We start from the raw sequence: 21,557 nt of genomic DNA on the forward strand, positions 1-21,557 counted from the left end.
TTAGCTTTCTCCCCGACCCATGCGCGGATCGATCCATAAATAGAGCAGGTCGACGACCAGATTGACCAGTACGTAAGCAAAGGAGACCACGATGGCGAAGCCCATCACTGCGGGGAAGTCGAGCGCCTGAATCGAAGACACCACATAGGCGCCCATACCCGGCCAGGCGAATACCGTTTCTGTTAGCACCGCGCCGTACAACAGGTCGCCCAGCGCCAGGCCGAGTACCGTGATCGAGGGGATCAGCGCGTTGGGCAGCGCATAGCGCACCACGATGGTGAATTTCGGCAGCCCGCTGGCCAGCGCCGTACGAATGTAATCCTCATTGAGCTGTTCGAGCATCGCCGAGCGGATCTGCCGGGCTACGATGCCAAGATGAACAAAAGCAAGGGTTGCCGCTGGCAGAATCAGGTGCTGCAGGGCGTTAAAGAAGACGTCGAAGTTGCCTTCCAGCAGCGAATCCAGCAGATAAAAACCGGTGATGTGAGTGGGCGGATCGAACCAGTCATCCAGTCTTCCGCTTCCCGGCAACCAGTTGAGTTTGCCGTAAAACAGCACGATCACCCCGAGCCCCAGCCAGAATGCCGGCGTTGAGATGCCGGTCAGCGCCATCAAACGCACCAGGTGATCGGTCCAACGGTTGCGGTACACCGCCGACAGTACGCCGAGCGGGATACCGACCAGCAGGGCAATCAGCAGCGCGCAAAACGCCAGTTCCAGCGTCGCCGGGAAGAAGGTTTTTAAATCTTCCAGTACCGGGCGGCCGGTGCGAATCGAGGTGCCGAGGTCGCCGTGGAGCAGGGCGTCAACATAGCGGGCAAACTGCTGCCAGAGCGGCAGGTCCAGTCCCAGCTGCTGGCGGATATGATGGACGATTTCATCGCTGGCGCGATCGCCCGCCAGTAGCCGCGCCGGATCGCCGGGAATCAGGTGCGAAATAATAAATGTAATCACGCAGACGCCGGCGACGACTAAAATCAGCCCCCAGCAGCGCTGTCGTAGTAAACCCCAGAAACTCATGATGGCGTTCCTCGGCCGGGCCCGCGACGGCCCGACCTGACAAGATGGAGAGACGGCCCGCTACTTGTGCATATCGGCGATATTGTAAATCTGCTCAAGCATTGGGTTGAAAACGAAGCCTTTCACATCCTTGTTCATTGCCACCTGGTAGTTCTTCTGGAACAGATAGACGTAGGCGGCGTCATCAATAACGGTTTTCTGCGCCTGCTGATAATCTTTGGTGCGCGCTGCCTGGTCGGTGGTGGCGACCGCCTGTTTCAACAGCGCATCCACCTGCGGATTGGAGTAGAAGGCACGGTTGCCCGGCAGCCCTTTTTTGTCCGACTCGAACCAGTAGTTCATAAACATATACGGGTCGGCAAAGTCCGGGCTCCAGTTACCGATAGCGATGTCGTAATCGCCTTTCCCGATGCGCTCGCGCATGGTGGCGTTCGCCAGTTTCTCCAGCTTGACCTGAATGCCGAGCGTTTGCAGGTTGGCCTGGGTGGAGAGGGCGATAGGCTCCCAGTTCGGATCGTTGTCGGAGTAGAGGAACGACAGCGTTTTCGGCTTATCCTTCACCTTATCCAGCGCCGCTTTGGCTTTATCGAGATCCAGCGAGTACTGCATCGCGCTGGCATCGTAACCCCACATGCCGTCGGGGATCGGGCCGCGCATCTGTTTGCCGTTGCCGCCGAGAATGCCATCGACCATGCCTTTATAATCCGTCGCCCATGAAACCGCGCGGCGCAGATCCGCCTGGTTCATCGGCGCTTTGCTGTTATTGAGATACAGGTAGGTGACGCGCAGCGCCGGATAGTCGTACACCGCGACCTTGTCTTCTTTCTTCAGCGCGGCAAACTGATCGACCGGCAGCGCGTCGGCAATATCCACATCGCCTTTGGTCAACTGCAGACGGCGGGCGGCGCTTTCGCCGATGATTTTCACCGTCACGCGCTTAAAGGCGGGCTTGTCGCCGTTGAAATGTGGGTTGGGAACCAGCACCAACTGTTGACCTTTTTGCCAGCGCTGCAGGGTATACGCGCCGGAGCCGGCGGTGTGCTCGGCAAGATACGCGCGGGCGTCATCGGCGGCGTTGGCTTTCAATACCGTCGGGTTGATGATGGAGGCGCCATCGTTGGCGAGGGTATGCAGGAACGGCGCGAAGGACTCCGGCAGCGTGAAGCGAACGGTGGTCGGGTCGATGGCTTCAATCTTCAGCCCGGTTGGGAAGGCTTCCGATGGCCCCTGTTTAATGCGCATCAGGCGTTCGAAAGAGAGTTTGACCGCCTCTGCGGTGACCGGCGAACCATCGTCAAACTGCGCGCCTTTGCGCAGCGTGAAGGTCCAGGTTTTACCGTCATCGGAGGCCTGCCAGTTTTCGGCGAGATCGCCTTCGACATCGGTCGAGCCTTTGCCGTTATCGGTTTTGTATTTCACCAGCCGCTGGTAGGCCGGGTAGGTCACCGTCCAGTCGTTGTTATCGATAGTGACGGCCGGGTCGAGCGTTTGCGGGTCGGCGGCTTTGCCGATCACCAGCATATCCTTAGGCACGGCAGCAAAGGCGGAAGGGATTGCGGCGCAGAGCGCAGCGGCTAACAGTAACGGGCGAAAACCTACGGATGCTGGGCGAGTCATTTTCATGGTGAAACTCCGTCAATCTGAGCGGGGGAGAAACAGGCGAAAACATCATCAAGTAGCGGATAACCGGCCGCATCCGGTAGTTCGAAGTGCCACCATTCCGTGGTTATGCCTTTAAAGCCGCCGCCGAACATAATGGCGTTCAGCAGCAGGCGGTTGCGCTGGGCGTCCTGGGCCACCGCCGGGTGGTAGGGATGCGAGCGATCGTCCATCTCGTCAAAGGCGGTGCCCATGTCGAGTATGTGGTCGCGTTCGTCGAGCAGCGTTACGTCGATGGCGGTGCCGCGGCTGTGGTTGGAGCCGATATCGGCTGGCACCACGTAATCCTGATTCGGGCAGGCGTTCCACAGCAACTGCTGGGCGCGCTGCGGGCGATAGGCGTCGAGAACCAACAGGCGGTAACCCGCCAGTGCGGCGATAGCGATAGATTTTTCCAGCGCCGTCGCTGCATCCGGGTGCAGCAGACAGCGGGCTTCGCGATAAATCGGCCGCCCGGTGATGTTATCGGCAGTGGCGTATTTCAGGTCGACAGGCAGCGTGGGAAAACGCGCGGCGATATCCACCAGGGGGAGTTGCTGGCTCATCGGTAATTTCCTTAACGTTCAAACTGACCAAATTCCTGCTGCAGGGCGCGGTTGGCGGCAAGGCGGCTGGAGAGCGTCGGCCCCAGCCGTTCCACCACCGCGGAGAGCAGCAGATTGAAAAGACAACTGATCGGCGCAAGCGAATCCCAGAAGTGGCCGGTATCGGTTTTAACCTGTAATAAATCAACGGGATAATCACGCGCCCACGGACACCAGATATCGGTGACCAACGCAGTGGCGATCCCGCGTTCGCCAGCGACCCGGCAAAACTGGCGCGCGGCGGTGGAGTAGGCGCGGGTATCAGTCAGCACCACGTAGGGGCGCTGGTATTCAGAGTTCAGCGACTCCAGCCAACTGCCGGAACTGCCGTCGGCGTAAGTCACGCGTGGGCGCAGATATTCCAGATGGCTGAAGAAGGTGTTGGCGATACCGCGTGTCGACTGGATGCCGAGGACTATCACCGCATCGGCTTCGGCGATGCGTTGGCTGACACGGGCGAAGAGTGGTTCCTGCGCCAGTTGATAGACGTAGCGAATGGCATCCAGCTCCATCTGTAGCGACAGACTGGCGCGGTCCGGCTGCGCCTGCTGCTGCGACCAGGAATCGAGCCGGTCGATCACTCCCCACTGCCGGTAGGGGGTTGACGCGGGTTCTTTCAGGCTGTTTTTCACGTCGTCGAGATTGCGATAGCCCAGCTTGCGCAGATAGCGGCCAACGGTAATGCCGCTGGTGCCGGTGGCCTGCGCAATGCTGTCAGCGGTTTCGAACGGGATATGCTCCCGATGGCTTAACAGCCAGCTGCCAATGCGTTTTTCGCTCGGCGTCAGCTGACTGAAAGTCGATTCAATGGTGCGAAACAACCCGTTGCTATCGTTCATCTCTGCCCTCAATGATATTTCACTCTCATTTAACAGGATTTTGATACTCAACTAACAAAGCACGATGCGTGCCAGCCACGCCGGAAAATAATTATGACCAGCTATGCCGGGAAAACCCCGGTAATACGGTGGATCTTGAGCGTAGAGTTTTGCCATTCATTGCACAAAGAAAGTGCAATGGATCCTGGTTGTGCGTCACAAAAATAAAACATGTTATTAACAATTTTGTGATGTAAACGAAGTGTGGATGCTATCAATAGGGAGGTAGCCCGCATTCAGACGATGAATCACGTTGCGCAGGAAATGGTGAAAAATGAAAATCGCATTCGGCGAAATTAAACCTTTATTACAGAGCCAGCGTATTTTTTTCGGCGGACAAAAACTGGTTAGCGACCATCCGTTCTACCGTGATGAACAACTTATCGATATACCGGATAATTTATCGACCGAGCCCTATACCACCTACTGGGGACGCTGCGGCGAGTGCCTGGCTTCTCTCGGCGCATTTAGCTATACCCGCACGCCGCTGCCGGCGTTGATTCAGGTCGGGCGCTATACCTCCATTGCTGATAGATTGCAGGTGTTGGGCGACCGGCATCCGCTGGAGTGGGCAAGCTCGAGCCCGGTTTTTTATGCCAGCCATTCTGGATTGATGGCGACTCTGGCGGCGGATAGCGGGCGGGAAAACCATTTCTATGCTTTTGAAAAACAAACGCGGCCGATCGTTATCGGCAATGATGTCTGGATTGGTCAAAACGTGACGCTGGCGCAGGGTATCACCATTGGCGATGGCGCGGTTATCGCTGCTAATGCGTTGGTCGTGAAAGATGTCGCGCCCTATACCATGGTGGGCGGCAACCCGGCGAAGCCCATCAAACTCCGTTTTCCTGAACCGATAGTTGAACGGCTGTTGATGCTGCGCTGGTGGCAGTATTCGGCACAGGATATCGCAACCTTCCCGGTTAATGATGTCGCCCGCTTTTGTGAATTACTCGGCAATGCCCGGGAACAAGGCGAATTAACGCCGCTTTCGCTGCCGAAACTGACGGCGGCGATGGTGAAAAACTTTGTCGCGCAGCGGCAGCATCGCCGCGGCGATGCGGTACCGGCGGCGCGTTGATGAAATGATAAGGAATCTAAGATGAAGTTAAAGTTAGGCGTCGTCTTGATGGCGGCGGTGATGGCCTGCGGCGCGCAGGCGCGCGATATGCAGTCGATTCAGCAAAGCGGCGAGTTAAAAGTGGGCGTACCGGGCGACTATGCGCCGCTGGCGTTTCATAACGGCGCTGGCGAGCTTATCGGCTATGACGTGGATATGGCCCACGATCTTGGTAAGACGCTGGGGCTGAAGGTGACGTTTATCATCACCAGCTGGCCGACGTTATCTGCTGATTTAAAAGCCGATAAATTTGATATTGCCATGGGCGGGGTGACGGAGACGCCAGCGCGTGGGAAAGACTTCTCGCTGAGCCACCCGGTGGTGGCGAATGGTAAAATCGCGCTGGCCAGCTGTACCGCCGCGCCAGCGCTCGGCAGCCTTGAAAAAATCGACCAGCCGAATGTGAAGGTGATCGTGAACCCGGGCGGCACTAACCAAAGCTTCGTTGATGAACATATCAAACATGCGCAGATTATCCGCGTACAGAACAATGTCGATAACCTGCAGGCGTTGCGGCAGAAAACCGCCGATATGATGGTGACCGACCTGATTGAAGGGGACTATTACCAGAGTAAAGAGCCCGGCGTATTCTGCGTGGCTAACGAGACGCCGTTCCCCGGCACCGCCAGCTACAAGGTGTATATGATGAATAAGGATAATCCGGCGCTGCTGGAGAAAGTGAACCAGTGGCTGGATAGCCAGGACAAGAACGTGCTCAAGCGGAAGTGGAAAATCCATGGCTAATTGCTGAAGAACATCACCGGCAGGGAAGGGCATTCCGCCGGTGATGTGCCCTGGAGTAGTCTGCTGGCGTGTGAACGGCAATTCATCGATGACCCGCACTTCTGCCGGTGTACGGTCCGGAACTGAATCTGATTGAAATCGTGTGGAAGCAAGCCAAATATCACTGGCGGCGTTTTATCACCTGGACGAAGGATACAATGGCGCGAAAGTGAGATGCCTTGTTCGAAGGTTATAGCAGTCGTTATTATGCAATTGATTTTTCTTAAACACTCAAAAATATTCACTATCACAAACACCAGAAAGTCCAATCCTGGACTAAATTTGAAATAATGCCGATGGCAAACGTCGCGTAATGGCATTAGCATTAAAATGTCAATCAATCTTAATTGAAAATAGTAATAGCTCATATCATAGATATTATGAATGAATTATTGCTTTCTCATCCGGATTTTAATTGAACGAGTTACATAATATTTTTATGATTTTCCCTTCATGGATGGATCGAATATGAAATTACATAAATTAACCATGGCATTAGCAGTATGTGGCCTGATGAGCCTGTCAGGCATCAATGTGGCAAATGCAGCAGGTACAGGTAGCGGGCAAGACTTCGGTACAATCGATTTTAATGGGGAAGTGACCACATCAACCTGTGACGTTACCGTAAGCTCACCTAACGGCACCGACGGCAACAAGGCCACTGTCAATCTTGAGAAGGTAACCGCTAGCTCGATAACCAGCCAGGACGGAGGTGCCCATCCATTTACCATTAATGTTAGCGGCTGTGACACAGCATCAACCGATGTCATTGGCGTTACATTTGCCGCTGGCAACGGTCTTGGACTAACCCCGGATGGTACCCTGCCAAATACATCTACAGATAAGGACACCGTTAAGGTCAGCTTAGCGCTATACGATAATGGTAGTATGATCAATTTGACTAACGCTGACCAGACGAAAGGTTCTAAATTCCAGTTAGACGCTGATGGTGCTGGTCATCTTGATTATGTTGTGATGTACCACAATGATGTAAACGGTACAACTCCTGCTGCAGGCCTTGTTAAAAGTAGTGCCACCTATCAGCTTGACTATCAGTAATAGCGAGTTAACTAGCAATAATAGCTAACCTACGTGCTGTACACAGATCTTTGTTATGAGAATTATTCTATGAAATATATTAAGCCGTTATATCAAATATTATGTTTAATAACGTTGGCCTGTTACAGCACGCTTTCATTTGCGGGGCTCGTGCTGGAAAGCACACGTGTTATTTATCCTGCGGGTGAAAATGAAGTCACGCTAAGAATGAACAACACCGGTAAATTGCCCGTTCTGGCGCAAAGCTGGATTGATCATGGCGATGAAACTGTTGCGCCAGATCAATTATCTTCGGTGTTTGTTTTAACCCCGCCTATTAACCGGGTCAACGGTGGGAAAGGACAAACGCTCAGAATAAGCATGATGGATAGCAGTAAACTGCCGAAAGATAAAGAGTCCGTTTATTATCTGAATGTGTTGGCTATCCCGACCAAATCAGCGGATGGCATGAATAACAACCAGCTGAATATTGCCTTTAAAACCCGCATCAAACTTTTTTACCGCCCGGATGGGTTACAAGGTAGTGCCAATAAAGCACCTGAATTACTTAAATGGAGCATCAGCGGTAATGGCGTCAAAGCATCAAACCCGACGCCATACTATATCACGATAAGCAAAGTGGTCTATTCCGTGGGCGCGACGAAATACGAAGCGGCAGGCCAGATGATTGCGCCAGGCGGAGCCAGTGAATTTCATTTCAAGGGCTTAAACCAGGTGAGCAGCACCAGTGCGATAAGCTATAGCACCGTCAATGATTTTGGCGGTTTCAACAACCATAAAATAGCGAAATAACGCCTTCCGTTTCCTTTTAACGATAATGATTATGGATATTTTTCGTATCGCAGGATGTGTCAGCATTATCGTTGTCTCACTGCAGAGCGCTATTGCCGCCAGCGATGACGCGATGCAAACGGCAGGGGTGTATGAATTTGATGACACCTTTGTCAGCCGTTCCAGTCCGCTGGCCGCCAGCCTGCAACGCTTTTCCAGCGGCTCTACCGTATTGCCGGGTACGCATCGGGTCATTGTCACGTTAAATAAAGAGCAACTGACCATCGATCAGGTGACGTTTAAAGAGAGCGCGGTAAATGTTGTGAATGCCTGCATTACGCAGAAAATGGCGCAACTGATTGGTTTTAAGAAGGAACTCATCAAATTCACCCAGTGGGAGGCTCTGGCAGACAGCCAGCAGTGTTTTCGGATACAGGATATTGTTCCCGAAGCCAGCGAAGAGTTTGACAGTGATACCCAGCAGCTCAACCTGTCGGTTCCACAAATTGACATCAATATTCTCCCCCGGGGAACCGTGCCACCGTCCATGTGGGACAGCGGCATTCCGGCGCTGATGCTCGGGTATAATATGAATGCCTATCAGTCTGAAAACCATAACGACAGGTCGAAATCATTTTATACCTCGCTCAACAGCGGCCTGAATATCGGCGCCTGGTATCTGCGCCATAACGGATCGTATAACTGGAACGATGACCAGGGTGGCCATTACGACGTACTGAATACCTATGTGCAGCGTGATGTCGCGCCGCTCAGGGGGCGTTTGCTTGCCGGGCAGTTTAACACCAGCGGGCAGCTGTTTGACACCGTGCCCATTACCGGGGCACAGATCGCCAGCGATGAACGTATGTTACCCGACTCACAGCGGGGATATGCGCCAGAAATTCGCGGGGTGGCAAAAACCAACGCCAGGGTCACGGTTAAACAGGGGGGGCGCTCAATTTATGAAACCACCGTCTCTCCCGGTGCCTTTGTGATTAATGACCTCTACCCGACGGGCTATGGTGGCAACCTCGATGTCACGATTGAAGAAGCAGATGGTTCGCAGCAGAACTTTTCCCTCCCTTATTCCTCTGTCTCAGAACTGTTACGCCCGGGCGCGTTTCGTTACAGTTTCAACGCCGGCAAACTACGCAGCGACAGCGTATCAGACAACCCGGTGTTTACCGAAGCCACCTGGCAACAGGGTGTTACCAACCTGCTGACCGGTTACGGCGGTATTCAGGCTAATGATGATTATCAGGCGCTGCAGTTGGGTACGGCCCTCGGGCTGCCTGTCGGCGCAGTGGCGTTTGATGTGACGCAGTCCCAGGCACGCCTCCCCGACCGGGATAAGATGACGGGCCAGAGCTACCAGCTTAGCTACAGTAAGCTGATTAATGCCACGGACAGTAATATCCACCTGGCGGCGTACCGTTTTTCCAGCAGCGGATATATGGATTATCTCACTGCAATGGAAACCATTGATGATATTAACCATGGTTATGACGGCAGCCGGGTACAGCGGCAGAAAAACCGCTTCACGCTCAATATCAGCCAGGGTTTGCCGGAGACATGGGGGCAGCTATACATCAGCGCCAGCTATGAAAACTACTGGAACCAGGGCTCTGACAAGCAGTACCAGATCGGCTATTCCAACAGCTATAAGCGGCTGAATTACAGCCTGAACGTCAGCCGTAGCAAAGATACCTGGGGTGAAGCACAGACCAGCTATTTTCTGAACTTTTCTTTCCCGCTGTGGGAGAACGATGCTTCAGGCACCTACGCACCGCAGGTCAGCATGAGCTATAACCAGGATTCGTCGGGCAATAGTTCGGAGCAGGCGTCACTTTCCGGTAGCCTGGGCCAACGAAACCAGTTCTCCTACTCGGTTAGCGGCTCGCATGACGATACGGGCGGCACCTCCGGCAACGTGTCGGGGAGCTATTCAGGCAGCATAGCGTCCGCCTCGGCGTCCTACAGTGAAGGCCAGGATTACCACAGTACGTCGCTGGGTCTGACCGGTTCGCTGGTTGCCCACTCGGGGGCATCACGTTGTCACCCGAGACCAGCGATACCTTCACCCTGATAGAGGCGAAGGGGGCCGAAGGTGCCGCTGTTTCATCGTATTCTGGCGTCACCATTGACCGTTTTGGTTATGCCCTGATCCCGGCAGGCAGCCCGTATCACCTCAATGAGGTAGTGATCGATCCGAAAGGCATGTCGGAAAACGTCGAGCTGGAAAATACCTCGCAGAAAGTGGTTCCCCGTTATGGCGCGGTGGTGAAAACGACATTTAACGCTCACATCGGTATTCCGCTTTTTATTCACTCTGATTATGCCGGGCAGGTACTGCCGTTTGGGGCGGACGTATCGGATGACAACGGCGTGAGCGTGGGCGTGGTGTCGCAAGGGAGCATGATTTATGCCCGCGTGGCGGAGAATAAAGGCGGCCTGCACGTTAAATGGGGGAATGCGAACAATGAGCACTGTGTTATCCATTACGCGTTTCCTCCTGGTGTCGAAAATGAGAAGAAAAGGCATATTCAGCAACTTACGCAGCATTGCGAATAATAGGTGGCGTGCCGCAACCGGGCATAACCACCGTGGTAAAAATAAGGGTATTCGCGGATGAATAAAGTGGATCAACCTGTTCCAGAACAAAAACGAGGAAGTGGTATGCCTGTGATATTACGATGTAGGGTTTTATATTTGTTGTTGGTGCTTGTTGCTGCGGGGATGGCATCTAACAGTGCTCATGCCTTTTTTAATTGTAATATTGGTGGCTCCCGTGTTAGAACAGAATTCCCAATTGTTACAGTTGATGCTATGGTATTATACAATACGTCGAGTATGCAATTATTTGTTGACTTGGGAGATTATATATTTTGCGCTGGTTTGACAGGCGATGGATATAATGATGCCCTAAGGGTAGCCTCGGACAGTGGTGCTTTTATCACGGGAATATCTCCTGAGATGCAGAGTTACGGATTCGAATCATATCTCAAGACGCAGGACGGTTCCACTAATACTGCCGAGAATAATGGTGCAGCAGGGAAATGTATGTGGCCCCCAGAAGGAGATTCCAACTGCAAGCGCGATTCTGATCCTGGCTCACTGAGCTTCAGCCCTATGAAAGGCATGGTTTGGTTTCAGCGCAATGATTTTTCTAAAAGTGGGACGATCAGTGCTGGGACTCCTCTTTTTTATCTAAGTGTAGAGCACCGTTCTGAAGAACTTTGGGGCGACAGTTATACAAGGTATTTATTTGTATTAGCAAGTGACCTTGTTATTCCGGCAGCAACTTGTGATATTGTTGCGGCCGATATGGCCAAAGAAGTTCGTTTACCACCAATTGCTGCTGCTTCCCTTGACCATAACGGCGCTACTGGCCCAGATACACCTTTTAACATTGCTCTCACTAATTGTAGTGGCGGACCGGATATTTATATAACGCTCACACCGAATGGCGGTCCCGGCGAATACGGTATTGACGATATCGGTGTGTTACCCAATAGGATCGGCGAAAATATGGCGGAGAATGTGGGCGTGCAGGTGTTGGTTACAAAAGATGGTCACTTGAGTGTCGTAAAATTCAGGGAAATGTTCCACGTCGACCACACCGATAGCAATAGCTACAACATTCAGATGGCGGCACGTTATTACCGAACATCAGAGAGTGCCATTAAGAGTGGTGCCGTCTCCGCTGCGCTTGTCTACCAGATGGCCTATCAATAAAACAACCATTGCTCTGTATTACCATTCACCTCGCCGTTCTGTTTTCAGAACGGCGACCTCATCAACAACGATATATCGTCATTACGCTTAATATTTTATTTTAACCAGCATGTCCCGCTTAAGCTCAATTTTCCCCGAGCTTTTCAAATCGGCAAGGAATTGCATAATCCAGCTGCGCGAAAATAACGTTCGCTCCTGAATATAGGCCTATGCGGTAGTGTTACAGCGAATAAAATCCGGCTCATGACTCAGCGCATCGAGAAGAATATAGGCCGTTCTGTTGTGATCGTTTTCTACCAACATATTACGGTGCAAATGCTAGCCCATCATCATCCATGTCAGATTCTTAGCCTGCTGTTTCCATAAATTAAAATCGTCAAGATATTGTTCAAAAAGCGCCACCGGCAGTAAAGCATATTCAACTGGACTGACCCGCGACAGAATTTGTCTACTGTCGTGGGGTCGGTCCAGTCAACGCTACTGACACATGCTTCTTCGATTAAGTCAGTACAGAATCCTTTCGCGTTGTGATTACTGAAGGGATACTTCTCATACTATGAGCCACTAACAACTCTTTGAAACCCCTGCGTTTTAACGTCATGTTAGCTTCTTAGCTGTTTGCCGGTTCAAGCGGCATATGATAATCAGAAAACATTATTGATTATAATAGGATAAGTAACATCATTTTTCAGAGTCGCCATTCAGATGCTAACATCCTGTAACATATTAATTAAATGGTGTATCCTAATTTCTATAGGAAAAATCCGCTTTAAAGCGGTTGCTGATTGTGATTATTAGTTTTGTGAGGCAATGGCAATGTGCGAAAGGATGTTAAAAAAAGATGTTTATTCTGAATGGGTTATACGCAATAGCCTGTATTGGATGACTTCGCTTACTCAGTGGAAGCTTTGTGAAGATATATCCTCCTGGACAATCTCTTTTGAAAACGATAGTCCCGAATGCCTCCATGAATTCGAGAGGCTGCTGAATGATTACACCTTGCGAGAAAAACTACAGCATAAAACAGGGGCGTTGAGAGATTCTATTGTCCATAAAGTGCTTCGCAGTGTCGATGAAAGGCTTTCGTAATGGAATTGATGCCATTCAATTTTGACAGATTGCCTAATGGACAGGTGTTTATAAGCAACCTCGCTGGTTTTCATCACTTCATTGATGAGCAAGAGCTGCTTGATCTTTCTGATGAGCAAATCAATGCGGAACAATCAAATGCACTCGAAAGCAAGCTATTCATAACCAACGAAAGCTCATCAGCTATTGCTCCCTATGCTTTAAGTTCTGCTTTTGCAAAACGATTGATGAATGAACTGGCGGTCAGGCCAATTTTCATGATTGTGCCTACACTGCGTTGCGACCATACCTGCAAGTATTGTCAGGTCAGTAGAGCTTCAGTGAACGCCTCTGGTTATGATCTAGATCCCGCTCTCATCCCTGATATGATTTCTACTATCAAAAAACTATCAACTCCACCTTACAAGATAGAGATACAGGGTGGAGAGCCACTCTTGCGGTTCGATTTAATTCAGTCTATCTATGAGCAATGTGCTGAAACGCTGGGAAGTACCGATTTTGAGATGGTGGTAGCATCAAGCCTGTCTGTCTTGAATGAGGATATGCTTGAATGGTCGAGAGATAGGAACATAACGTTCTCTGTTTCGCTTGATGGTGAGGAAGTTGTTCACAACAGTAATCGAATTCTTGGTCATGGGCTTGCTTACAGTAGAACAGTGTCAGGGGTAGAGGCTATCAAACGGTCTTTAGGCGCTGGTCGCGTTGCAACGGTTACTACAGTTACTAAAGATCTTATCAGGCACCCTGAATCGATTGTTCAGGCTCACTTATCTCTTGGCCTCAAGGACATGTTTATCCGACCTGTTAGTCCCTATGGGTTTGCACAAAAAGCATCGTTCACCTTTTCTATGGACGAATACTTCAGGTTCTATGCCTCGTTGATAGATGAAATCCTTAAGATCAACAATGAAGGGATAAGGGTTGTGGAACATTCGGCCTCCATTCATCTGAAAAGGATCTTCAATCCCGGCTTTAGTGGTTATGCGGATTTAAAGTCGCCAAGTGGGGTCGTGCTTAACAGTATTCTTTTCAATTATGACGGTCGAGTATATGGTAGCGATGAGAGCCGTATGTTGCAGAAGGTGAATCCTGAAACGGAGTTCAGTGCGGGTGAGGTTAAGACGCTATCATTTTCCAAGAGTCCTTACTATAACGCAGTATTGAGTTCATCGTTCAATTTTGCTCTGCCAGGTTGTGATACATGCGCGTATCAACCATTTTGCGGTGCAGACCCATGCCAGAACATAAGTGTACAAGGTGAGCCTGTCGGTGATAGGAGCCGTTCAACGTTTTGTCAGTATCACAAAGGTATGTTCAGGTATCTGATGAACTGCATCTCAGAAGGCGGTCCGAAGGCCGAGATGCTAAAAGGATGGGCATATGTCTGAGGTTATCAGGAACGATATCTTTCATTTTGCTTCAAAAAAGAATGTGCCAACTGGTTTCTATCGGTTATGTAAACAAAAACCAGTGAACCCTTTATTCTTTTTACCCAATTTACTGGTAGTTACTGAAAGCAACAATGCAGCCATTTTGCCATGCTTTGATTACTCTGTTATTAGCACTGAATTATTTGAGTCAATTGAAGATGGAGATATTGGAATAATCAATAATGGCAATATGATACGCGTTATTCTGTCCCGCAAAGCCAATCATAATACTGTCTTAGTTACGGAACGCTGCAATAACCTGTGCCTGTTTTGTTCCCAGCCACCAAAGAAAGCAAATGATGACTGGCTGCTTACCCAATCAGCCCTTGCTATAGCTTCATTTGGTTTGAATGGAGTTGTTGGGGTCAGCGGTGGTGAACCTCTGCTGTATGGAGATGATTTCCTAAACTTCATTGATTTTATCATCGAGAACTCACCAGATACTGCTTTGCATGTTTTAACAAACGGACGCAAATTTGCTGATACCAACTTTACTCAGGAAATGGCAAAGCGAAGCAAAAAGATCAAAATCACTTTTGGTATCCCGCTCTACTCATCAAGACCACTTGTGCATGATCATCTGGTAGGGAGTGATGGCGCATTTAATGAAACGGTTAAGGGGTTAATCAATGCAGGGAACTCAGGGATTAATATTGAACTTAGAGTTATTCCGACACTGGCTAACTATACGGAATTGGATGACATCGTAGAGTTCGTTGGACGTCTTTTCTCCAACATCAATCAGATTTCCCTTATGGGGTTGGAATCTATCGGTTGGGCACGAAAAAACTGGTCAACAATCTTCATTGAGCACAGCAGCTATAGTGAGAAAATAACCTCCGCTATAGACGCTGCACACAGGTCAGGCATACCTCTAACAATTTTTAATTATCCTTTGTGTCATCTTCCTGAAAGAGCTTGGGAGCTTGCTGCTCAGTCGATCTCTGATTGGAAAAATTACTATCCTAAAGAATGTGATGAATGCACTCAGAAGTCTTCCTGTGCTGGTTATTTCAGTTCCTCGACAGGTCGTTTTCATCAACCACCGAGACCAATTTTATGAAAAAATTTAATTTTGCTGCTCTACTTCCGGGATTTTTAGCACTCAATAATTCTGTATGGGCAAGTGATTCATCTACCGGAGCAAGTGATTTGCCTGGTATGACTCTTAATGAACATGATTTAGTGATAGCCCCACTTAACACCGAGGTTCCATTCTACATTGCAGGGCATCGCAGTCATAGCTCCCATCGGAGCCATAGTTCTCACCGTTCATCATCAGGTGGCGGGTACTATGGTGGCAGCACTCCTTATTATCCAAAAACATACAGCTCACCAAGCTCATCTGGGTCTTCAAGTTCAGGAACAAGTTCCTCATCGTCCCCTTCCTCTGTGCGTTCGCTTCGTTCTAACGACAATAACAACTCTACTACTACGAATTCTGTTGGAACTACAGAAGCTAACCGTGCAAGTAATGGGCTGACTTCTGGTACAGAGAAGCGTAAGCGCCTAATCATGCGGGTTCAATTCGCTTTGCTGGACAAAGGTTATTACAACGGGAATATTGACGGCATAATGGGGCCTTCCACAAGGCAGTCTATAAAAAATTACCGCATTGCGAACGGACTACCAACGCCTGCAACGGAAACACTCGATACTCAATTATTGAACTCATTAAATATTCTGGCCCGTTAAAGAGTTCAGGAGAAGTTGAAATGAAGATTAAACTCTCGATATATAAAGCAAAAAGATTCAATGATGATATTGATAAAGTTTTGAATTTAGAGAGAGTGAGAAATCCGATTAAGTTCGACATGGATGAGGCAAGGGTATATTTATATGCCAAACAATTCTTAGACCCAAAACCGCCTGAATGGACAACTTTATTTACAAGCCAAAAGCCAGATTTAGATCATGATTTCTTCGGGAAAAATAGTAGCACTGGAGCAGTTTTAGTTGTTGAAATGAATAACTCAAGGTATCTCATCCCTTTTGGGACGGGGCATCATTTAATTAACGATAATAGTATCGTAAAAGGTTTCGGTCTTAAAACTACACTTAATTGCATTGAGCATAACAAAATTCGCAGTTTGGATAAAGGTAGTCATAATGAAACAAATCTATTAACTCGTAGTCAAAGTAGCAAAGAAGTAGATATTTATAACCTTAAAATAGATTCCGAAATGGATATTCTTACAACCCTTACAGGGACTTCCACTGAAGATGTTTTAGGCAGTAAAGTTACCGGTAAAGATGCATTTGTAATCATTCCGGATATTGATATGAAGGCCATTCCAGAGTTGTTAAATAAAATTGACTCTATCTATTCTCTTCCTCTCCCAGAAGAGTTTGAATGGGTTAACAATATAAAGGAGGCTGATGAAACAGAGGTTGAGATACTGGATTCTATTCTGGTCGACTTGATAAAAATGAAAGATTTTAATGATATATGGTTGGGTGAACCAGAAATCGTAGACTGGGAGAATCAGATAGGATATTGCTTTGAGAAAAGAACAAGAAGCATTGTTTATGAAAGCTTGTCAATTGAGCATATCTGTGAGTATTTTGATAGTAAAAAAAACGAAATGTCAGTGGATGGTCTTAAGGGAAGTAGTCTGCATGTGTTGAATGCAGATTTTGAGTCCATAAAGAAATGGTCTTTATACAGATGCATTTATGCCGAAATAAAAGAAGGAGACCAAAACTATATCCTGAGAGACTCTACTTGGTATGTAGTTGACCGAAAATTTGTTTCAACCATTGATGATGAGGTGAAGCGAATTATTCATTATGAAGAAGCTGATAAATTTCCAATTTATTCATGTAAAAGAGAAGAGGAATATAATAAGAAAATTTGCATTGATGATGGAAGTTTTACACATATGGATCAACGTTTTATTTATCATGGTGGAGGAAGAAGTAAGATCGAATTTTGCGATTTAATTAAAAATGGTTCAGACTTTATCCACGTAAAATACTATAGTGGTTCGCAAAGTATGAGTCATCTTTTTTCACAGGCATTTGTGGGTTCCGAGCTTTTTATAAGCGATTCTGAGTTTAGAGGAAAGCTTAATGAAAAATTACCAGCTCATATAAAATTAGAGGATCATAGTACAAGGCCAGAGGCAAAAAAATATAAGGTGGTTTTCGCCATAGCCACTAACAAAAATCTCCCGGAAGATTTGCCATTATTTTCTAAAATAAACTTAAAAAATTTCAATAAAACTATTTCAAATTTCGGATACGAAGTTAGGATCTGTAAAATAACTGTAGACCCAATTATTTATAAGAAGAAGCTTTGTAAACCACAAAAAAAAGGTTTAAGTTAATTTACCGATATATTGGCCAGTTCATATAGTTGTTCAAGAAAAACTCTCATATTGTGGTCAGTTTTTATCGGTCACCTCAGTGATTTTTAAAATTGAATGACCTAAAGTATAACTAAAAATCGCATTCATCTGCTCCATCATTACCCTTTGGTCTGATTGGTTCAGGTCCACTTCTACGGGATACTTATAAGTTGGCATCAGACTTCGCGGGACAAATTGAGGGCACAAAAAAGCCCGCAGGGCTTGCGCCGTGCGGGCTCTTAGGACTTCATCGGATGACTCTGGTAATCACCGATGGAGAATTTTGGGCTGGCGTCCCTGTAATTGGTGGTGGAGTTGGTTGATTTTGTTGGGGATTTTTATTTTTTTCGTGGAAGGGAAGTCGCAAAAAGAGTGGCGATGATGTTGATATGGAAGGGGTTTTTGTATCTGTTTGATTTTTAATTTGATTGTTGGGAGCGGGATTTTCCGTGCTAGTTTAGGCTCTGGTGGACGCTATAGGCTTGTCGTTCGTTTCCGAAAGTGAGCGTTTCTGTCGGATAATTCACTCTCTTGAATTTTCTGGCCTGTAGACCATGCTCATCAAATACATACTAATAATCGACGGCGATACAGGGTAAGCGTAAAGTGATAGCCGTCAATGCGGCTATCACTTTACGCTTACCAATAATCTTCGATATCTTAACTGACTTCTACAGGAGCTTGTTACCTGAATAGGTGGTGGCAACCTTACGTTTCTTAAGCTCTTAAAATACTTAACGTTATTATAGGAACCCCATGAAATCAGAGCCGCTTACCGTCAATCAACTCTTCCAGAATCGTCGGCAGTATTGCGTTCCATTTTATCAACGAGCCTATGTATGGACACTAAGAGACCAATGGTCAGCTTTATTAGAAGATATTATCGATAAGGCTGAGAGCAGACTTTCTAAAACAAAACCAACGCCTCACTTCCTCGGGGCCATCGTGCTCGAACCACAATCCAAAGACAGCCTATTGGGGGTGGATACGTCACACATCATTGATGGCCAGCAGCGACTCACCACACTTCAGTATGTTCTTGCTTCCATCCGTCTTGCTCTTCGGGCAACAGGACTTTCCGGCCTGGAGAAGATCGTATTGCCTTGTTTACGCAACATAAACGAAGAGACTATGCGTAATGTAGACGTTGAACGTTTCAAACTTTGGCCGACATTCCGTGATCAAAAAGACTTTATTAAAAGTCTCAACGTTGACTCAGTCGAAGCTCTTCGCGAGGTCTATCCGGAAAACTTCACACAACACGGGACCCTGCGTAAGTATTTCAGCCACCCACCCTCACTGGAAGCATTATGGTTCTTTAGTGACGCTTTTATTCAGTTCATCAACGCGGAAGGGCACCCTGTAGCCTCAAATGCAGAGGCTTTGATTAATGCAGTCCTGACTGACCTCAAAATGATCAACATCACCCTGGAGGAAGGAGATGATGCTCAAATCATTTTTGAAACGTTAAATGGCCGTGGGGCAGAACTTCATGCAACTGATCTCATTCGCAATTACATCTTTATGCGCGCTGTAAGTGACGATATTGATGCTGCGATGTTGTATGAGAATGACTGGAAGCCTTTTGAAGATCCCTACTGGACTGAAAATCAACGCCGTGGTCGTATTTATAAACCCCGACTGGAATGGTTAATTCACGCCACGCTACAGGCTGAAAAACGCAGTGAGGTGGATTTGTCGCGCCTTTACAATGAATTCCGGGACTTTGTGACTAAGGATATGCCTGCGCGCCGCGCCGATCAGCAGGTCGCGCTTCTCACTCGCTATGCTAATCAATATAAAGAACTGATCGGAGATAGTGGTACGACTCCTGTCGCGCGCTTTGGCCGTCGTATTGCAGCCTATGACGTGACGACTATTCATCCTCTTGCGCTCCTGATTTCAGTCACTGATATCTCTGATACCGAAAAGACAATCATGTTTAATGATCTAGTCTCATATGTTGTACGAAGAGCCGTGTGTGGGTTGACACCTAAGAACTACAATAACGTATTCATGGCTGTCTTACGGCACCTGGCTAAAACTGCCGTTTCTAGTATTGAGCTACGCTACAGCCTTAAGAATCTGAATGGCGAGGCTTCTCGCTGGCCGACTGACTCAGAATTCCTTAATGCCTGTATCACCGCACAGCTTTATCCTGGCAGGCTTGATACGCCGAAGATGCGTATGATGCTGACAGAGCTTGAAGGGGAACTGCGCCGTCAGGTTAAAACAGAGGAACCAGATGTTCCTAAACTTTCCAGCCTTGATATCGATCATCTTATGCCTCAACAGTGGTTCTCTCACTGGCCTCTCGAAAATGGGCAATCTGTTACGGATACAGAAGCATCAGCGGTTGCTCAGATAGTTCTTGCAGGGGCGGAGCTGACGCCTGATCAGGAACTGGTGCGGAAACGGCAGCAAGTAATTGCAACTTTGGGAAATCTTACGTTACTTAACCTCAGCGTGAATCGATCCCTCCAACACTCAGATTTTCTAAAGAAACGCGATGCTTTTCTTGCCCATACCAGCCTGCGTTTGAACGTGCCTCTGACCGTTAAAGACAGATGGGATGAGGAACAAATTCTCTCCCGTGGTGCGTTGCTAGGGAATGCCGCACTTAAAATGTGGCCGCGAGCTGATTAACGTCTTGCGTGAGATTACTTCAAAGCCTGCCGTTTCAACAGTCTAGTTAGGTTGCATCGGACTAAAAAAAGGCCGCTTTCGCGGCCTTTTCGTTATAAGACTTACCCTTCTTATTCAGGCCATTCCATTTCTGGTCCGAACTCCGAGAGTGCTCATGTCCCGTCAGCATTGTGCCAGAAGCGGAAGTTGCTAACATGAATGTGTCAATCAGAAGAGGGCAGGTCAAACCATTGTTGATTGTTTTAAAGCTAAATATAGAAGGGAGATTGACATCAGGCATATGCAACCTCTTATGTATTGTTTATCGAAAATGAGCGATCAATAATATTATATTGACTTAGAATCTACTAACTATGGTATTTTGATTAAGCATAATTAAATGGTACTATCTTTAAAAAGCAGGTCAAATGGAGATAGTTTTAAGATGAATGATGCAAAAAAAAACAGGGTAGATTTAAACAATAATTGGCCAAAGGAGTTGCTATTCCCAAGTGAAGTACTATTAAAGCAAAAGATGAGTGAAAATGATCTTTGCCAAATATTTTCACCAGCTCAATTAAAACATACCAATAATACAGAGTTCCATAATCTTCTTAGGCACTACCTTGAGTGTTTAAATCAGTTGCCTTTAAGACCAGATATCGCTTTTGATTGTATTTGGAAAGCATTGGATGCAGAGTTTTTCAGGCTTAAAAATATATCCGGCTCTCGCAATGGTAGGTTCAGTGTCTTTTATAATCATATCAGCAAAAGTCCTGATACCTGCAACAGTTATGCTTCACTAACTGATATAATTCCGTTGCAAACGTGCGAATTTGTTGCTAAGAGGATATTTGAAAATAATATTTCGTATAAATCTAATCCTAGTGATAACAATGTCAAAAGTTTTAGAAATAGAGTGATTGGTAGTTTAACTGAATCGGTCTACACTGACCTGCTCAATAAGTATGAGCCTGACTGGGTATCTGATAAAGCAACAATGCAACGTAATGTAGGAAGATTACTTCAACGACTTTTGAAGGGTGATGAACTAAGTATTGTAAATGAGAAGTATCAACTTACTACTGAAAATAGAGCCCTCTTCTTAACTGCGGTCACGATGCCTCAGTTCCGCAATGAACGTTTTCATGGGGAATCTAACCCTCCGTTTAGAAGTAGTTCGGCAAAACTTAAAACATATGCCCATGCATATTATATTTTCCATGTTGCATACATTCATTTGCTTGAAGTCTTCCTTTATCGGGGTTTCAATGTAATTGACATTGCTACCACGCAAAAAGCTATCGACGAAAATAAAGAGTTATTCTTAAGAATATTTAGTAATGTTATCAATAAATAATGAACTTACAGTTGTATTCTTAGTGTGTAAGTGTATGTATTTAGTTTTGCTAATATGTGTTTTAGTTTGTTTAGAATTTGCAGATTAAAAGGAA

General features: G+C 47.5%; 18 protein-coding genes and 1 pseudogene. 15 read left to right on the plus strand and 4 right to left on the minus strand.

Going from position 1 to position 21,557, the window contains the following annotated elements; translation table 11 throughout:
- The 4 genes from PYR66_05445 to PYR66_05460 are packed head-to-tail and all read right to left on the minus strand — an operon-like array spanning position 1 to position 4,102.
- A complete protein-coding gene (locus tag PYR66_05445; GenBank protein ID WEF29171.1) occupies positions 1-1,020 on the minus strand; it encodes an ABC transporter permease in 1,020 nt (339 codons plus the stop codon).
- A 60-nt stretch (positions 1,021-1,080) separates the two neighbouring features.
- Positions 1,081-2,643 (minus strand): ABC transporter substrate-binding protein, encoded by a 1,563-nt coding sequence (locus PYR66_05450; protein ID WEF29172.1) that lies wholly within the window; start codon positions 2,641-2,643, stop codon positions 1,081-1,083.
- Positions 2,640-3,224 carry a D-alanyl-D-alanine dipeptidase gene (gene ddpX, locus PYR66_05455; GenBank protein ID WEF29173.1) on the minus strand — a complete coding sequence of 195 codons (585 nt, stop codon included), beginning with the start codon at positions 3,222-3,224 and terminating at the stop codon, positions 2,640-2,642. Before ddpX ends, PYR66_05450 begins: the two co-directional genes overlap by 4 nt.
- An 11-nt stretch (positions 3,225-3,235) precedes the next feature.
- Positions 3,236-4,102: a MurR/RpiR family transcriptional regulator gene (locus PYR66_05460; protein WEF29174.1), complete on the minus strand. Its 867-nt coding sequence runs from the start codon at positions 4,100-4,102 to the stop codon at positions 3,236-3,238.
- Positions 4,103-4,415: 313 nt separating this feature from the next.
- Here PYR66_05460 and PYR66_05465 point away from each other — a divergent pair, with 313 nt between their 5' ends.
- The 15 genes and pseudogenes from PYR66_05465 to PYR66_05535 all read left to right on the plus strand — a co-directional run bounded on the left by PYR66_05465 (position 4,416) and on the right by PYR66_05535 (position 21,463).
- Positions 4,416-5,222 carry a CatB-related O-acetyltransferase gene (locus PYR66_05465; GenBank protein ID WEF29175.1) on the plus strand — a complete coding sequence of 269 codons (807 nt, stop codon included), beginning with the start codon at positions 4,416-4,418 and terminating at the stop codon, positions 5,220-5,222.
- A 21-nt stretch (positions 5,223-5,243) separates the two neighbouring features.
- Entirely contained in the window at positions 5,244-6,005 is a 762-nt protein-coding gene (locus PYR66_05470; GenBank protein ID WEF29176.1) for a transporter substrate-binding domain-containing protein, read from the plus strand.
- 107 nt (positions 6,006-6,112) lie between these two features.
- Positions 6,113-6,217: a hypothetical protein gene (locus tag PYR66_05475; GenBank protein ID WEF29177.1), complete on the plus strand. Its 105-nt coding sequence runs from the start codon at positions 6,113-6,115 to the stop codon at positions 6,215-6,217.
- 295 nt (positions 6,218-6,512) lie between these two features.
- Positions 6,513-7,103, plus strand: coding sequence for a fimbrial protein (locus PYR66_05480; GenBank protein ID WEF29178.1), 591 nt, complete (start codon positions 6,513-6,515; stop codon positions 7,101-7,103).
- A 69-nt stretch (positions 7,104-7,172) separates the two neighbouring features.
- Positions 7,173-7,895 (plus strand): fimbria/pilus periplasmic chaperone, encoded by a 723-nt coding sequence (locus PYR66_05485; protein ID WEF29179.1) that lies wholly within the window; start codon positions 7,173-7,175, stop codon positions 7,893-7,895.
- A 112-nt stretch (positions 7,896-8,007) separates the two neighbouring features.
- Positions 8,008-10,109, plus strand: a pseudogene (locus PYR66_05490) (fimbrial biogenesis outer membrane usher protein).
- On the plus strand, positions 10,092-10,445 hold the full coding sequence (locus PYR66_05495; GenBank protein ID WEF30362.1) for a FimD/PapC C-terminal domain-containing protein: 354 nt from the start codon (positions 10,092-10,094) through the stop codon (positions 10,443-10,445). The pseudogene PYR66_05490 and the gene PYR66_05495 overlap by 18 nt, the downstream one beginning before the upstream one ends.
- A gap of 57 nt (positions 10,446-10,502) precedes the next feature.
- Positions 10,503-11,609 (plus strand): fimbrial protein, encoded by a 1,107-nt coding sequence (locus PYR66_05500; protein ID WEF29180.1) that lies wholly within the window; start codon positions 10,503-10,505, stop codon positions 11,607-11,609.
- 816 nt (positions 11,610-12,425) lie between these two features.
- Positions 12,426-12,698, plus strand: a complete 273-nt coding sequence (gene hxsD / locus PYR66_05505; protein WEF29181.1) for a His-Xaa-Ser system protein HxsD — start codon at positions 12,426-12,428, stop codon at positions 12,696-12,698.
- Positions 12,698-14,086, plus strand: a complete 1,389-nt coding sequence (hxsB, locus tag PYR66_05510) for a His-Xaa-Ser system radical SAM maturase HxsB (protein WEF29182.1) — start codon at positions 12,698-12,700, stop codon at positions 14,084-14,086. The genes hxsD and hxsB overlap by 1 nt, the downstream gene beginning before the upstream one ends.
- Positions 14,079-15,191, plus strand: a complete 1,113-nt coding sequence (hxsC, locus tag PYR66_05515; GenBank protein ID WEF29183.1) for a His-Xaa-Ser system radical SAM maturase HxsC — start codon at positions 14,079-14,081, stop codon at positions 15,189-15,191. The genes hxsB and hxsC overlap by 8 nt, the downstream gene beginning before the upstream one ends.
- The gene (gene hxsA, locus PYR66_05520) at positions 15,188-15,823 is read left to right on the plus strand and encodes a His-Xaa-Ser repeat protein HxsA (protein ID WEF29184.1); all 636 of its coding nucleotides are present in this window, start codon (positions 15,188-15,190) and stop codon (positions 15,821-15,823) included. The genes hxsC and hxsA overlap by 4 nt, the downstream gene beginning before the upstream one ends.
- 20 nt (positions 15,824-15,843) lie before the next feature.
- Complete coding sequence (locus tag PYR66_05525) at positions 15,844-17,457, plus strand: DUF6119 family protein (protein ID WEF29185.1); 1,614 nt, start codon at positions 15,844-15,846, stop codon at positions 17,455-17,457.
- 777 nt (positions 17,458-18,234) lie between these two features.
- Complete coding sequence (locus PYR66_05530; protein ID WEF29186.1) at positions 18,235-20,124, plus strand: DUF262 domain-containing HNH endonuclease family protein; 1,890 nt, start codon at positions 18,235-18,237, stop codon at positions 20,122-20,124.
- A 424-nt stretch (positions 20,125-20,548) separates the two neighbouring features.
- A complete protein-coding gene (locus PYR66_05535; protein WEF29187.1) occupies positions 20,549-21,463 on the plus strand; it encodes a hypothetical protein in 915 nt (304 codons plus the stop codon).
- Positions 21,464-21,557: the final 94 nt, after the last annotated feature.

It is taken from the genome of Klebsiella aerogenes (assembly GCA_029027985.1).
Lineage (GTDB): Bacteria > Pseudomonadota > Gammaproteobacteria > Enterobacterales > Enterobacteriaceae > Klebsiella > Klebsiella aerogenes_A.

What these genes read in the sequence shown, in the direction of transcription:
- PYR66_05445 (WEF29171.1), bottom strand. Translation starts at nt 1,020, where the DNA reads ATGAGTTTCTGGGGTTTACTACGACAGCGCTGCTGGGGGCTGATTTTA.
- PYR66_05450 (WEF29172.1), bottom strand. Translation starts at nt 2,643, where the DNA reads ATGAAAATGACTCGCCCAGCATCCGTAGGTTTTCGCCCGTTACTGTTA.
- ddpX (WEF29173.1), bottom strand. Translation starts at nt 3,224, where the DNA reads ATGAGCCAGCAACTCCCCCTGGTGGATATCGCCGCGCGTTTTCCCACG.
- PYR66_05460 (WEF29174.1), bottom strand. Translation starts at nt 4,102, where the DNA reads ATGAACGATAGCAACGGGTTGTTTCGCACCATTGAATCGACTTTCAGT.
- PYR66_05465 (WEF29175.1), top strand. Translation starts at nt 4,416, where the DNA reads ATGAAAATCGCATTCGGCGAAATTAAACCTTTATTACAGAGCCAGCGT.
- PYR66_05470 (WEF29176.1), top strand. Translation starts at nt 5,244, where the DNA reads ATGAAGTTAAAGTTAGGCGTCGTCTTGATGGCGGCGGTGATGGCCTGC.
- PYR66_05480 (WEF29178.1), top strand. Translation starts at nt 6,513, where the DNA reads ATGAAATTACATAAATTAACCATGGCATTAGCAGTATGTGGCCTGATG.
- PYR66_05485 (WEF29179.1), top strand. Translation starts at nt 7,173, where the DNA reads ATGAAATATATTAAGCCGTTATATCAAATATTATGTTTAATAACGTTG.
- PYR66_05495 (WEF30362.1), top strand. Translation starts at nt 10,092, where the DNA reads ATGTCGGAAAACGTCGAGCTGGAAAATACCTCGCAGAAAGTGGTTCCC.
- PYR66_05500 (WEF29180.1), top strand. Translation starts at nt 10,503, where the DNA reads ATGAATAAAGTGGATCAACCTGTTCCAGAACAAAAACGAGGAAGTGGT.
- hxsD (WEF29181.1), top strand. Translation starts at nt 12,426, where the DNA reads ATGTGCGAAAGGATGTTAAAAAAAGATGTTTATTCTGAATGGGTTATA.
- hxsB (WEF29182.1), top strand. Translation starts at nt 12,698, where the DNA reads ATGGAATTGATGCCATTCAATTTTGACAGATTGCCTAATGGACAGGTG.
- hxsC (WEF29183.1), top strand. Translation starts at nt 14,079, where the DNA reads ATGTCTGAGGTTATCAGGAACGATATCTTTCATTTTGCTTCAAAAAAG.
- hxsA (WEF29184.1), top strand. Translation starts at nt 15,188, where the DNA reads ATGAAAAAATTTAATTTTGCTGCTCTACTTCCGGGATTTTTAGCACTC.
- PYR66_05525 (WEF29185.1), top strand. Translation starts at nt 15,844, where the DNA reads ATGAAGATTAAACTCTCGATATATAAAGCAAAAAGATTCAATGATGAT.
- PYR66_05530 (WEF29186.1), top strand. Translation starts at nt 18,235, where the DNA reads ATGAAATCAGAGCCGCTTACCGTCAATCAACTCTTCCAGAATCGTCGG.
- PYR66_05535 (WEF29187.1), top strand. Translation starts at nt 20,549, where the DNA reads ATGAATGATGCAAAAAAAAACAGGGTAGATTTAAACAATAATTGGCCA.